General features: G+C 65.5%; 9 protein-coding genes and 1 pseudogene. 4 read left to right on the top strand and 6 right to left on the bottom strand.

Annotation, left to right across the window (positions count from 1 at the left end; translation table 11 throughout):
• Positions 1–504: 504 nt before the first annotated feature.
• Complete coding sequence (locus H4Q84_RS12620) at positions 505–1,005, bottom strand: hypothetical protein (RefSeq protein WP_248579450.1); 501 nt, start codon at positions 1,003–1,005, stop codon at positions 505–507.
• A complete protein-coding gene (locus tag H4Q84_RS12615; protein ID WP_248579449.1) occupies positions 1,002–1,295 on the bottom strand; it encodes a transposase in 294 nt (97 codons plus the stop codon). Before H4Q84_RS12615 ends, H4Q84_RS12620 begins: the two co-directional genes overlap by 4 nt.
• A 188-nt stretch (positions 1,296–1,483) precedes the next feature.
• On the opposite strand from H4Q84_RS12615, the pseudogene H4Q84_RS12610 reads away from it, so the two are divergent.
• Positions 1,484–1,641, top strand: a pseudogene (locus tag H4Q84_RS12610) (IS3 family transposase); the annotation flags it as partial.
• A 225-nt stretch (positions 1,642–1,866) separates the two neighbouring features.
• Positions 1,867–2,868, top strand: coding sequence for a DUF3103 family protein (locus H4Q84_RS12605; RefSeq protein WP_248579448.1), 1,002 nt, complete (start codon positions 1,867–1,869; stop codon positions 2,866–2,868).
• Between the two features lie 124 nt (positions 2,869–2,992).
• On the opposite strand, the gene H4Q84_RS12600 is transcribed toward H4Q84_RS12605, so the two are convergent.
• Positions 2,993–3,178 (bottom strand): helix-turn-helix transcriptional regulator, encoded by a 186-nt coding sequence (locus H4Q84_RS12600; RefSeq protein WP_248579447.1) that lies wholly within the window; start codon positions 3,176–3,178, stop codon positions 2,993–2,995.
• A gap of 26 nt (positions 3,179–3,204) precedes the next feature.
• Positions 3,205–3,930 carry a DUF2975 domain-containing protein gene (locus H4Q84_RS12595; protein WP_248579446.1) on the bottom strand — a complete coding sequence of 242 codons (726 nt, stop codon included), beginning with the start codon at positions 3,928–3,930 and terminating at the stop codon, positions 3,205–3,207.
• A gap of 100 nt (positions 3,931–4,030) precedes the next feature.
• On the opposite strand from H4Q84_RS12595, the gene H4Q84_RS12590 reads away from it, so the two are divergent.
• Together H4Q84_RS12590 and H4Q84_RS12585 are read left to right on the top strand one after the other, a co-directional pair.
• Positions 4,031–4,477 (top strand): DUF4913 domain-containing protein, encoded by a 447-nt coding sequence (locus tag H4Q84_RS12590; RefSeq protein WP_349238426.1) that lies wholly within the window; start codon positions 4,031–4,033, stop codon positions 4,475–4,477.
• A gap of 1,496 nt (positions 4,478–5,973) precedes the next feature.
• Entirely contained in the window at positions 5,974–12,135 is a 6,162-nt protein-coding gene (locus H4Q84_RS12585) for a DNRLRE domain-containing protein (RefSeq protein WP_248579445.1), read from the top strand.
• Here H4Q84_RS12585 and istB read toward each other — a convergent pair.
• On the bottom strand, positions 12,056–12,835 hold the full coding sequence (gene istB / locus H4Q84_RS12580) for an IS21-like element helper ATPase IstB (protein ID WP_248579444.1): 780 nt from the start codon (positions 12,833–12,835) through the stop codon (positions 12,056–12,058). The genes H4Q84_RS12585 and istB overlap by 80 nt on opposite strands.
• Entirely contained in the window at positions 12,832–14,376 is a 1,545-nt protein-coding gene (gene istA, locus H4Q84_RS12575) for an IS21 family transposase (RefSeq protein WP_248579443.1), read from the bottom strand. The genes istB and istA overlap by 4 nt, the downstream gene beginning before the upstream one ends.
• Between the last annotated feature and the right edge of the window lie 46 nt (positions 14,377–14,422).

Here is a 14,422-nt window from a genome sequence, read left to right as displayed (position 1 = left end):
GAACACGCTGGACCCCTTCGCCATGTGACCGGCTTTCCCGGCCTCGGACTACTACGGGTCCTCCGCCCCACCTCGGCAGCATCGGCCGGCGACGGGCCTTCCCGACGACCAGCAGGATGCTGGCCGGGGAGGGGACCGCCGAGATGGTTCCCACGTTCACTGTCGAACCGTTCGACGGGGTCGGCGCCCAACTATGCCCCTGCAGCATCGCCACGGCTACGCCGCAGACCTTCACCGTGGCCTCCCGACCGGCGACATCACCCAGTCCAGAAGTTCCCCCGACCATCACACCGACACCGCGCTCGGCGGTGTCGTGATCGGGGTGCGCGCTGCTATCCAGCCCAGATCCGCCAGGTTCGAGCTGGTGGCTCTCTTGAGGGGCGTTCAGCCGTTGGTTCCTCACGTACGCCTTCCCGTCTTGCTAGCCGGACCCAGGCCATCTGGCAGTACTGGCCCGTCCCGTCGTTGTCAGGGCTGCTTCCACCCTCACCCCCGTCCCGGGGGTCAGGCTGCCCTCAGCTTCACCCGGCCCGCTACGACGGACCGGAGGCGGTGTCCTTTCACCACCGCACGGTTCAACAGCGCCTCGTGGCGCTCGATGTCGGTCAGCCAGAGCTGATTGGGCTCCTCAGCGGTGAAGTTGCGCTTGACGAGGTCGTCGTGGGCGGGCGTGCCGGGCTTGGACTTCTTGCCCTTCTTCTTCCCGAACACGCTCCACCAGCCGTTGTCGGAACAGATCCGCCACGCGGTGCGGTAGGCCATCAGCTCACCGACATCACCGGCTTCGTCGGCCAGGAGTCGGTAGCCGTACTCCGGGTCGTCACGGTGGGCGTCGAACAAGGCGTTGGCCCGGTAGGCCTCCTCGAGCTCGGCGTCGGTGACCGGCTGAGCCAGCCACCGGTAGTAAGGCTGGCGGGCCAGCTTGAGCACCCGGCACGTCACCGTCACGGGCACCCGGATCGGGGCGTCCTTGGCGGCCAGTTCGCGGACGAGCGGGTACATCATTTTCCCGGCAGGTTCGCCTGCGAGAGATACGCCGCGGCTCGACGCAGGACCTCGTTCTCCTGCTCCAGGAGCCGGAGCCGCTTCTTCAACTCGCGGTTCTCAGCGTGCTCGCTGCCGGTCACGCCGGGCTTGACACCGTCCTGGACGTCGGCGGTCTTGATCCAGTTGGCCAGGCACGACTCACTGATGCCGAAGTCGGCGGCGATCTGCTTCAACAACGTCCCGGGCTCGCGGTTGCGGGCGACCCGGACCACGTCCTCACGGAACTCTCGGGGATAGGGCTTCGGCATGGTGAACATCCTTCCAGCGGCACTTCACAGCACCACAGATTGGTTGTCACCTATTCGTGCAGCAGACCCCTCTTCCTCGAAGAAGACTGAGCCACAGACCTCTCCAACCCGAGCTGCTGGGGCTGGGCGGAACACAATGAACCGCCTCGGCGAGTCCGGAGACTCCAGTCCTTGGGAAGGATGGAGTCATGTCAGGGAGTACGTCGAAGAGGTACCCGGTCGAGCTGCGTGAGCGCGCGTTCCGGATGGTCGCTATGAGTCGGAGTGGGCGGCGATGACTCAGGTCGCCACGCTGTTGGGGGTCGGGACCCCGGAGACGGTGAGGAAGTGGTGCCGGCAGGCCGAGGCCCGCGGCAAGCACTTTGAAAGCCACCATCATGGGTGGTTACACCATTGACACGCCCCGGTCCGCACCGCTACTAATTCTCCTGACATGTCATTGACGGTCCGGGGTCTTATTCACGAACTTGCGTTCAAAAGACCTTGCCATGTCCGCCTATTAAAGGGTGGTCAATCGCAAACAGGGGGAAGTATGCTAGGTAGATTTACAAGGTGCCTCGCTGCGGGCAGCGTGGTTCTTGCGCTAACTGCCAGTGGCAGCGCTGTTGCAGTGCAACCGAATAACTCCAAGGCGAACGGCGGCGCTCAGCCAGCTGTCCCCGCAAATATCAAGGCCGCCAACGAGTCTCTTGATTCAGTGGCGCAGCTTCTCGCCCATGCGATCACGGATCAGGCTCTGCGTCAGCAAATCCGAGCCCGGATCACCACGAGGGGCACGCCTGACAAGGCCGTCACCTTGGACTCGCTGTCTGCGTCCTCGAGCATCTCTGAGGATCTGGCCGAGGCCTACAGCGAGACGGAAGAGACATCGGATGCCGCGGCGCAGACTGCTGTCGACCAGCTCACCGAGAGCCTTCCGCCTGTGCAGGTCTCGGTGCCGGTGAAGTTCGCGTCATGGAAGTCGACCGATGTGGTGCCGCTGGTCGCTTACGTGCCTGAGGGCATCGACGACATGGACCTCAAGACGGTCACTGCGTATGACGACGAGGGTCGGGGGTACGAGCTGGACGCGTGGAACGCGCCTACCCAGCCCGTCCTCGTGATCGGTCCCGACGAGACGGCCGCACACGACCGGTCGGCAGCGCCGGCAACCCGGGCGTTCACACCGAAGCAGCTCCGAGTAGCAGCAGCCTCGTGCGTTGGCGTACGCCTGAACTACGTCCGCCTGTACAACGACAACGAGCCATGGGCGCTGGGCATGGCCGAGATCTTCATGACCGCCAAGAGTGACGGCGTGTGGTTCGTGGACCAGTTCCCGTATCTGGAGATGGATGGCGACCAGATCTGGCCGAACACATCCTTGGGATGCACCAGGGATGACGTTCGGTTCTACTGGTGGGAGGACGACTCCGGCAGCGCCGACTTCACCCTCGGGTACAACGGGGTCTCGTTCGGCATTTCGATGTCCAACGACGACGACCTCATCGGCGGCAGGCAGGTGACTTATTCAAAGTTCGTTGGCGAGACCGAGGACACCACGGACTTCGGTGACCTCACCATGAGGACCCAGTAGCGGAGAACTCATCCGCGTGAGTCAGCCACGCGACTTGCTGCTAGAGCGGAATGTGACAGTGGCCCTGTGCAAGATCTTGCACAGGGCCACTGTCACCCCGAAATGGAACCCAGGGACCTCCGGGCTACTCGTCGTCATCCACCCGCACGATGATGTCCCCGGGCTGGCAGTCCAACTCGCGACAGATCGCGTCGAGCGTCGAGAGCCGGATAGCCTTGGCCTTCCCCGTCTTCAAGATGGACAGGTTGGACACTGTGATCCCCACCCGCTGGGCCAGTTCCGTCAGGGTGGTTTTGCGCTCGAGCAACATGTGGTCGAGCCGGATTTGAATGGCCATCAGACTGTCAGTTGTTGTTCGTCGGCGAGCTCGGCGCCGTAGCGGAAGAGCTCGGCCAACAGGACCAGCAGGAGTCCGAATGCAATGACAACCAAGCCGGGGCCACCTGGTTCCATCGAACTGAACTGCAAGAGTGGCCAAGGTCCGGTCGCTCCAGCGACGTAGTCATTGGCCTTGGGGCTGAAGAAGAGCCACAGCAGGGGCTCCACGAACTCCCAGGCGACCATCGTCCAGCCAAGGATGCGAAGACGGAAGACCGCGTGCTCGGAGAAGCCCTGCCCCCGGGCGGCGGCTCGCAACAGCAGCCACAACTGGGCCAACAGGAAAGCCAGGATCAACAGGGACAACACCTGCATGCCGTACAGGGATGCCATCAGGGAATTCCAGCCAGGCGAGGCGTCCAAGAAGAGCCGGCCAGAGATCTCGGCGTCATCCGCCCTGACATCACCAGCCACCCACACGTCCCCGTCCAACTGTTGCTCGCCCTGGTGTAGCACGATGTTGTAGCAGTCATCAGCGGGCTGTCGAAGGTTGACCTCATCGCAGACGGTCCCCACCTGCACAACTCCCCAGGACGGCTGGAACCCCAGTTCGAGAGCCAGGCCCGGAACAGGCACCTCGAACTCGTAGCGGTAGTCGCCCCATCCCAGTAGCCCGATGGCCCCGCTCGTGCCGACGAGAGCAGCAACCAAGACTGTGCCCACCCACGCCGCGAGAGCTGCCACGCTTGCGATCCGAAAGGCTCGCTGCTTACGCATGATCCCCCAATTCCACGTTGCCGCAGGTCGGCAACTCCTTATCGAATAACATGATGTTGTTTCTTGGATTCAATGTCAAGACGGCAACTCAAGATCGACTCTGCGGGGTGCTTCTGCAAGACTCACCGCCGATGGGTCGATCGCCGGCACCGGGGACGACACCCCGCCCCGCAGGTTCCGCACCGTCGACTCCTTCGTCGACGAGTTCCTGGCCACCACCTGCTGGGTCGACGTCACCGGCTCCGCCCGCATCTGGTGCCCCGACTGGTGGCGCCACCCCGGCGCCGTGGTGCGCCTGGACGCCCTCCACCGGGCGTTCGAGTCACTCCGACTCGACCCCGCACTCGGGATCACGACCTGGCTACGCGACCACCTCGACTACCACCTCGGCGCACTGACCGACCCCCAAGGCCCCTTCAAAGGCTGCACCATCACCAAGGGCCACGACACCAACCGCGACCGCACCATCCCCACCACACCCGCACCCGTCGGGCTCTTCTTCGAAGAGGACTGACCCACCACAGACCTCTTTACCAGCCAGTGGTTGACGGACGACTGAAGAGCCGAGGAACACAGCGGGGGCCCAAACATGGCGGGAGGCGTCCCCTTCCACGCCTTCTGCGGCGCTTATCCGAGGTGGGGTGTTGGTGTCACACCAGCCGCGCCGGCATGGGATGGGCGGCCAACGCTGACCGGCTGCCCTACGTCAGTGCCCCGATGGGAAAGGATCTGGTTCAGGCGACCACATCGAGTGCGATGCACGAATCGAGTGCGATGCACGAGAAACAGCGAGGACGGCTTGACGAGACGTGGCCGAAAAGTTCGACAACGTCGAAAGCGCCCCAGGTCAACGAAATTCTACGCAGACCCCCATCACGCGGAGCACTAATAGGGGCTCCTCGCCATCCGTCCCACGATGTCCGGATCGGTGAGGGTGTACGGGCCTGGGTGGGCGAGAATTGCTCTCCAGTCCAGAATCATGCCACCGAAATCGGCTCGGGCTCGCCTGATCGTCGCCTCGTCCGGCGAAACGGGCTCGAACCATGGCTCGAGGTCGCGGGCCGAGACGAGGAAGCGTCTCGGGGCGACTTCTTCGATCGTCCAGCCGCTGAGGTCGTGTGCGTGGTCGAGGTGTTAGTCGGTGAGCAGGTTGATTCCCGCCGCATCGATGACGTACTGCTTCCACAAGTGTCGGTTGCGTTCGTAGTCCATGGGAGGAGGACCGCCCACCCATCACCGACGAGATCGTCCTCACCGACCCGGTTGCTCACCCGGGTGCTGGCGACCCGGCCCCGGCGGTGGGGCCCAGCCGGGGCAGCCTTCCGAGAACCTTTGTCGGTGGAGCTGACACGCCGGTCCAGGTGGGTCTCCAGCAGTGCTACGGCTGGCATTTCAGGCCGACCCAAGATCACCATCTCCTACACCTACCACTGACGGTTCCCAACCCACGCGGACAGATCCCCGGCGCCGACCTGGCGCCGGGGTTCGTTCGCGTGGACTCGTCCACAGTCGTTCCGGTGACCTTTGGCGGACCGGGCGACAGCCCTGCCTTGTCGAGGTGCTGGTGATCGAGGGCAGGGATATCATCCTCGACCTTCCTGACTCGCGTCGTGTCTGGAATCCCACCCGATGGGTGGAACGTCCGAGTACCAGTTGTCTTCTGCTATTGACTCCCGAGCGATAGAACGAGTAAATGTGGCGGAGTATCCACGGCTCACTTTGCGTTGAAGTGACACAGCGCCGGACGGATCTCATGTTCTCGGGGGCGTTGTGCGTATTCAAAATGCAGTCGTTTACTCGCTGGTGCCCGGCCTTCTTGCCGTGGTTCTCGCGGCGGGAACGGTTCCGATCTTGCCTTCGGAGGCTGCCGTCGCGGGCTCGGTCGGCGAGACGGTGAGGCAAACCGCTGCCGTGGGGGAGCGGGTGGAGCTGCCGGGAAGGCGGACTGCCACGACGCGGACGTTCGAGAACACGGATGGCTCACAGACGACCGTCTTGTACCCCTCGCCGGTGCACTATGAGGAAGCGGGGAAGTGGAAAGCGATTTCGCCTGAGCTTGTCCCTGCCGAGGCGGATGGCTACGCGTGGCGCAACGAGGCCAACTCGTTTGGCGCCGAGTTCAAGAAGACTCTGGATCCGGAGTATCTGCGATTCTCCGTCGAGGGCAAGGTGTTCTCGTTCACCGCCCTGGGCGCGGCGGCGGTTGCCGCCACTGGGCAGGCCAAGCGACCCGCGGCGGGTTCCCAGGCAGCGACCGAGACAGCGCCATCGAAGGCGAGTTCCTCGTCGCCATCGGCCCCCGCGGAGAGCGATGCTGCCCAGGACTCGGTGAGCGACGAGGCGCCGGTGACTTCCGAAGCGTCTGAGTCCCCGACGGCTGACAGCGAGGTGCCCGACGAAGAACCGAGCTCGGCGCCCGACCCTGCCGGTGCCGGTGCTGGGGAGGCACCCGATACGTCGGCGGAGGCGGCGGTGGCTGGTGGCACGGTGATCGAGTACCGCAGTGCTTTCCCTGGAGCCTCGATGCGCTATGACGTGACGCCGACGGGGGTGAAGGAGACCATCGTCCTTGAGGATGCTCGGGCACCGGTTCGTTATCGGTTCCTCATCGACCAGGCGCGCGGTCAGGGCGGCCAGGTTTCGGTGCAGGAGTTGAGCGATGGGAGCTGGGCGTTCACTGAGCAGGGTGCTGCCGAGCCGTTGTTCGTCATGGAGCCGCCCTACGTCGTGGAGGGATCGACGGATCGGCTGGCCGGCGAGCCGTCACGTGAGCCGGTCTCGATGAAGGTGAGTGAGGTGGGGCGGGGCTTCGCCGTTGACATGGATGTGGATGCGGCGTGGCTGCAGTCACCGGAACGCTCGTTCCCGATCCAGATCGACCCCACGCTTACTGTGCAACCGACGAGTGAGGACGCCACCTTCGGGGTCGGGGGTGGGTCCTTCCTCAGCGACGGGCTCTACATCGGAGCCGATAACGGGACCGTCTGGCGGTCTGCGTTGTTGTTCGACCTCGCCGGCGTCCCCTCGGACGCAACGGTGACGAACGCTGAGCTGGGATTGCACTACAACAGCACATGCATGGTCGCCGCCACCATCTGTCACAACGACTCCACGGCACGTCAGATCGACGTCCACACGATGACGAGTGCGTGGTCGACGAGTTCGACCACGAGCCAGCTCGGTTTTACTGCCGCTCCTGCCGCGTCTTTCAGTCTGCTGGGCACGACTTGGCCGCAGTGGATGAAGTGGGACGTCACACCGGAGGTGGATGCCTGGCTCCGCGGTGGCAGTCCGAACTATGGGTTCCTGGTCAAGAAGCTGAACGAGACCCTCGGTTCGGGTGGTCCGGTGCCGCCGGGTCGGCGGTCCAGCGAACCGTCGTTCATGCCGAAACTCGAGGTGACCTATCTCAGCGACGCGGTGGATCTCCGCGTTCCCGAGACCCTGCACAGTGATGGGGCGGACCTGGCGTGGAGCCGGTTCACCAGCGTCAGTGGTGCAGCTTTCGATCGTTACGAGGTGCACCGGGGCGCCACGGCGGGGTTCAGCCCGTCCTCATCGACGCTCTTGGCGACCATCCGTGACATCGACCGGACCGGTTTCCGCGACACGACAGCAGCACCGAACCGCACGTTCGTCTACAAGGTCGTGGCCAACAGCAGCGTTTCGAACCCGCAGACGGTGACGTTGCCGGCGGATGGGTTCGCCAGCAAGGTGTTGCAACCGGACGCGGCGCAGGGGCAAGGGACCCAGATCTCGTACTTTCCCGGCATCACCAACTGTGCAAACTATGGAGCCGCCGATGGCCTGTTGGCCGGAACCATGGTCTCCGGCTCGCAGAACTCAGTGTGGCGTTCGCTGCTGACGTTCGACCTGTCAGACATCCCCCAAGGCGCAGCCATCGGTGACGCCACGCTGTCACTCTTCCAGCAGTACAACACGGGAGCAGGCACCGTGGATGTCCACCGAGTGACTCGTGCATGGCACGAAGGAACCGGCGGGGCAGGCAACACCGCTCAATGCACCGACAACGGCGCCACCTGGTACGTCAGCGACGGCACGACACCCTGGTCCACCCAAGGCGGCGACATCGCCACCGAGCCCGCGGCCTCGAAGGTCCCCAGCGCAGGAGGTCGTGACGACTTCGGGATCCGCGACCTGGTTCAGGGCTGGGCGAACGGGTCCTCACCGAACTTCGGCATGGCCATCAAGACCCGCACCGAGACCCTGGGGGCCGAGAGTCGGGTCTCCTACCACTCCGACGACATGACCGTTTCGCCCTCGCTCCGACCTCGACTGGCTGTCTCTTATGCGGATGGGTCGCACGCCCAGGGGCCGTCCGCGTCGATCGTGGCTCCTGCCGCCGGCGACATCGTGTCCGGGACGGTGGCAGTGACTGCCTCGGCCGCCGATGACCGCCGCGTGGAGTCGGTGCAGCTCAAGGTCGACAACACTGTCGTCTCCACCGACACGACGGCGCCGTTCGCATGGAACTGGAACTCGGCGAGCGTTGCCAACGGGTCCCGCGAGCTGCGGCTGGTCGCGACCGACGACGCCGGGAACACCACGACCTCGGCACCCGCGTCGGTCACGGTCCGCAACAGCGCGGCACCCACCGTCAGCCTGACCGCACCGGCGGCGTCTGCCACAGTCACCGGCACGGTCACCATCTCGGCGAACGCCGGTGACGATGTCGCCGTCGATCGTGTCGAGTTCTTCGTCGACGGCACCCAGGTCGGCGCCGCCGACACCACCGCCCCCTACTCGGTCGCATGGAACACACTCGACCCGGCCGCACCCTTCTATGACGGGTCACACGAGGTCACGGCCCGCGCGTGGGACGGCGACCAGCAGGTCACGGTCTCGGCCGCGCGCCCGGTGACCGTCGCGAACACGGCGGGGACCCTCTACAAGGGGACCGTGACGTCTACAGCGGTGCCGTCCACCATGGTCTATGACCCCGCCGGCGGAACAGCCCAACCCACCTACGGGTTGCAGGTCACCGCAGCCAACAGCTCCACCGGGACCTGGTCCGCCTCCGACATCGTCGCGCGGTATCGGTGGGTGACCATGGACGGCGTCGTCGTTTCCACGGGGCCGGATGCAACGTTCGGCGCTGACATTCGCAAGGACAGGTCAGGTGTCGCGACCGTCGTTGTCAGGCCGCCGACCCTCGACGCCGGTGTCGACCGGGCCCAACACGTCCTGCGCGTCGACCTGTACCAGCGCTCGACCGGCAAGTACTTCTCCGCCGCGGGCTTGGCGCCGCTGGACAACCCCGTGATCGTCAACAAGGCGATCCAGGCTGCCGCGCTCGGGCTGGAGGAGTTCTACCAGTACGAAGCCGAACCAGTCGGCGCAGGCATGGAGGCACTGACCAATGTCTCGTCCGGCAACAGCCTCATCAACTGGACCCCGTGGGCATCGCCTGGTCGCGGACTCGCCACCGTGCTCGGCCTGACCTACAACAGCCTCGAAGACCACTCCGACTCACCGGTCGGGAACAATTTCTCGCTCGCGATCTCGAGCCTGACCCGGTTCGGCGTCCCGTTGGACATCCACCCCAACAAGGCAGACGAGATCGTCGGCAACACCAAGGCCTACATCGAGTTCACCGACGGTGACGGCACCACCCACCGGTTCACCCGCAACGCAGCAGGCGGATGGGACGAACCGGCCGGCGTGCACCTCTATCTCCGCAAGTTCTCCACGACAGACACCACGCGGACGTGGGCCCTCACCCGCCCCGACAACGTGACGTTCTTCTACGACGCGTCCGGCTTCCCCACGTTCATCAAGGACCAGAACGGCAACCAGCTGAAGTTCACCATGGAGGACATCCCAGCCGGGCAGGACCCAGGTAACGTCAAGCGCCGCGTCACCGCCGTCACCGACGCCGCCGGTCTGGACGCCACGCCCGCACCTGACCGGTCCTTCAAGATCGCCTACTACTCCAAGGACGACTCTCCCAAGGCACAGGTCCGCGGCAAGATCAAGACCATCACCGACCACAACAACAGTGTTTTGGCGTTCGACTACTACGACGACGGGAACCTGCGCCGGATCACTCAACGAGGGGGCACCAACACGGCCGCCGGCGGGTTCAGCGCCCAGGACCGCTCGTGGACCTTCACCTACACCACCTCAGACGGTTCCGGGCCGGCCATCGCTTCGGCCACCGACCGCGTCAACCCGAACGCCAAAACACCGAACCAGTCGACGCGACTCTTCAGCGTCGCCGACCCCCTGAACCGCGAGACCCGGTTCACCTACTACGGGCCGACTTCGGGGCAGCTCCGGTGGAAGCTCGCGTCGCGAACCAACCGAGCCGACGAGACCACCAGCTACAGCTACGACCTGACCGCACGCACCACCACCTCAACCGCCCCGCTGAGCCGGGCGATGCGCTACGGCTATGACACCTCCGGACAAGTCACGGCGATCACGAACCCGTTGAACCAGACCACAGCGCTGGCGTGGAACTCCGATCGGCTCCTCACCAAGATCACCGAACCCACCGGTGTGTTCACCGAGTACGCCTACAACGCCAACGGCTACCTCACCGAGACGTGGGACCAGCTCCGCAACCGCACCACCTTGACCTACCAGAACCTCCCCGTAGACGGCGTCGACACCAGCTCGACGTGGCGTGCCGGCCGCACCATCGCGCACCTGAGTCGGTTGGCGACCAAGACCAGCCCCCGCGGCACCAAGACCAGCACACCAACCGACGACTTCCGCTGGGACTTCGGCTACGACACCGCCGGGAACCTCAACAGCGTCACCGAGCCCCCTGGGTCTCAACCGGCAGGGGATCCTCGCTACACCACCACCCACACCTACCGATCAGATGGCACTGTGGCCACCAGCACTGATCAACGCAACAACACCACCCAGTACCAGGTCTATGACGCCAACGGGCTGCCCACCCAGGTCACCGACGCTGCCGGATTCGTGGCCAAGTTCGGCTACGACGCCGACGGCAACCCGACCTGGAGCCAGGACCCGCGTCACGCAGCCGCGTCGGGCGGGGACCCGCAGTCCTACCGTCAGTACGCGTACTACGACGAGTTCGGCCGGCTCCGACGCACCAGCGCCCCCAAGTCCACGAGCACCAATGCGTCGTTGGTGTGGACCGCAACGGACTACGACGCCAATGACAACCCGACCGTGAACCGCGACGCCGAGTACGGCTACCAGTTCGTCGCCGGGCCGCTCACCACCGCGACGTTCGACGCGATGGATCGGATGAAGAGCGTCACCAACCCCGACAACGAGACATCGCTCAACACCTACGACACCGCCGGGAGGCTGACGTCGACGACGTCGCCGGAGGGCGTCCGAACGACAGCCGACCCGCTCGACCGGACGGTGCTCTACGACTACGACCTACTCGACCGAGTCACCCGTGAAACCCAGCACAACACAAGCGTGACGCCGGCCGTCGTCCAGCGCACCCATTACTGCTACGACCTGGCCGGCGACCTCGTCTCGGTGACTGCTCCGAACGCCAACATCGCCGACGTCAACTGCGCCACCCCGCCATCACACACCACGACAGTGGACTACGACGACGCCCACCGGACCACCGCCACCACCGACCCGCTAGGGCACCGGACCAGCCGCACCTACGACGACGACGGCAACACCGAGACTCTGACCGACCCAGACAACCGGACCACCACCACCAACTACGACCCACGCGGCCTGGCCACCAAGACCGTCGAACCACTCACTGCCACCCGCAACGTCACGACGCTGATGAGCTACGACGCAGCAGGCAACCTTGCCCGCGTCGTCTCGCCGCGCGGCTGGGACGCCTCTACCGACAAGCAAACCTTCACCCAGTTTGTCACCGACTACACCTACGACCCCATCGGAAGACTCACCCGTACCAGCCTTCCGACCGCGACGGGCGAGACCCGAAGCTACGTCCACCGCGACTATGACGCGAACAGCAACCTCACCACCACCACCCTCCCGGACCCGGCGGAGGCCCTCAGTGGGGTGCCGATGTCGCGCCGAACCGACCTCTGCGTTTCGTCAAGATCTCTGGCCCCGGCTGGCGGCGTGAATGTTGGCCCCCCTTGTGTCAGTTGGCGCGGCGGCGGGTGTTCTTGCTGGTGCGTAGTCGGTAGGACTGGGTGCCTGTCTCGAGGATGTGGGCGTTGAAGGTGACCCGGTCGACGATGGCGGCGACGAGCCGTGGGTCGGGGAACACTGCTCCCCACTCGCTGAAGGGCAGGTTGGTCGCGATCGCGATGCTTGCGCGTTCCTCGCGTTCGGTGATGATCTGGAACAGCAGCTCGGCGCCACGGGGGTCGATCTGGACGTAGCCGAGTTCGTCCAGGCAGAGCAGGTCGAGCCTTCCGTAGCGGGCGACGACGCGGGACAGGACACGTTCGTCGGCGGCTTCGACGAGTTCGTTGACCAGGTGCGCGGTGGTCACGTAGCGGACCCGACGCCCTTGCTCGCAGGCGGCCAGTCCGAGTCCGATGAGCAGGTGTGTCTTCCCGGTCCCGGAGTCACCGAGCATCACGACAGGTTCGCCGGCGTCGAGGTAGTTCCCGGCGGCCAGGTGTCCCAGGGTGGCTGGTGTGATCGACGGGACGGCGTCGATGTTGAACTCGGCCAGGCGCTTGATCCGCGGGAACTTAGCCTCGTTGATCCGTCGGGTACGGCGGCGTTCGGTCCGGTCGTCGACCTCGGCGGCGAGCACCTCGGCGAGGTAGCCGCGGTGGGTCTGGCGCTCCCGGGCAGCGATCTCGGCCAGCCGTTCGGCTTCGGCGCGCACCGTGGGCAGGTGCAGTTCGCGGGCCGCGGCGTTGATCGAAGCCTGGGCTGCGGTGTCGGTGCTGGTCTTGGTTGTCATGGCGCGGTCCTTGCTGTCGCGGTGGTGAGGAGATCGTCGTAGCTGCTCAGGGTCGGGGCTGGCCGGTCGTAGCGGGCCAAGGCGCTGATCGGCACCACCAGTGCGACCTGCGCCGTGGCGGCCCGGCGGGCCTCGATGATCACCACCTGCGGGTCCAGTGCCCCGCTCGTGACGGCGGCGTCCATCGCGACCACTAACGCCGCTGCGGGCAGGGTCCGGTGGGCCAGCAAGACCTCGATCAACATCCGAGTCCCGTCGCCATCGCCACGCGCAGCGCGGGCTGCATCCCAGTAGCCCTGGTGGGCGGTGGTGAAACTGCCGGCCGCTTTGGCCTGGGCCAGCACCGTGGCGCCGGGGAAAGCGCCGGGCTTGCGCGCGAGGACTTCCAAATAGTGATCCAGGGTGAGGACCTGGACATACCGGCCGATGGCGCGGGTGTGGGTCGCGACGACCTTGCCTGCGTCGAGGACCTCGACCATGGCCGCGCCTAACCGGACGCTCAAGCGTCGGCCCGCGTAGCGGGCGGGCACCGAGTAGTGGCACTGGCGGATCGACACCCGGGCCCGCTGATCCACGCGACGCGACTCGATCACCCGCGGATCGAACGCCTCGTCCGGTGGCGGCATCAAGGTCGGCTGCTCGGTGGCGAACGCGGCACCGACTGTGCTCGTGCGGCCGGTGATGACCCGGTCGTCATCAGTGACATCGCCGGCTGCGACCAGAGCGGCGAGTTCGACCAGCGTCGCGATCTTCGGTGGCGGGACCAGATGGCGGCGGCGGAACCGGCCGATCTCGCCTTCCACACCACCCTTCTCGTGTGCGCCCTGTTTGCCGGGAATGCAGAAGAACGAGTCGAACCCGTAGTGGGACCGCAACGCGATGAACCGCTCGGACTCCTCGCGGTCCCTGCCCTTCAGCACTCGGGTCACCGCGGGCTTGAGGTTGTCGTAGCGGATCCGGCCCGGCACGCCACCGAAGTGCTCGAACGCCGCCGTGTGTCCTTCGAGGAATGCTTCTTGGGCCTGGTTGCCGTAGGCAACGTGGAACGCCTTCCCGCTACAGGACAGGCGCATCACGAACATCCACACCTTCACCACGACCCCGTCCAGCACGATCTGGAACTCACCGAAGTCGACCTCGGCCTCAGCGCCGGGCGGATGCTCCTGGGCGACGAACACCTCCTGATCCACGATCCCCAGCTCGACCCTGCGTAGGCCCACGTAGCGCGAGACGGTCACCTCCGACACGCTCGCGCCGTGCTCGGCCACGAGCCGCTGCCAGACACGTCGAGCGGTGTGCCGCTGCTTCCTATGGACCGCCTGGTCGCCGATCAGCCACCCGTCGATGACCTCCCGCCACGGATCGATCGCCGGCCGTGCCCGCGCCGGGTACGTCTGTCGCGGTGGCGGCACCGATGACGCGAGCGCTTGGCGCACCGTGCGGCGGTGCACCCCGTGTCGATCCGCGAGTTCGCGGATCGACATCTCCTCTAGCCGCCGATCACGACGGATCTGCTCGAACAACTCCACTCGTGATCCCACCTGAAGACCTCCACGACGACGACATCGACATGAAGATCCGAACCGG

Origin of the sequence: Nocardioides sp. InS609-2, assembly GCF_023208195.1 — a bacterium.
In the GTDB taxonomy this organism is placed as follows: Bacteria; Actinomycetota; Actinomycetes; order Propionibacteriales; family Nocardioidaceae; genus Nocardioides.
Note: the sequence above shows the minus strand (reverse complement) of the source record. Positions and strands in the feature narration are given on the sequence as shown.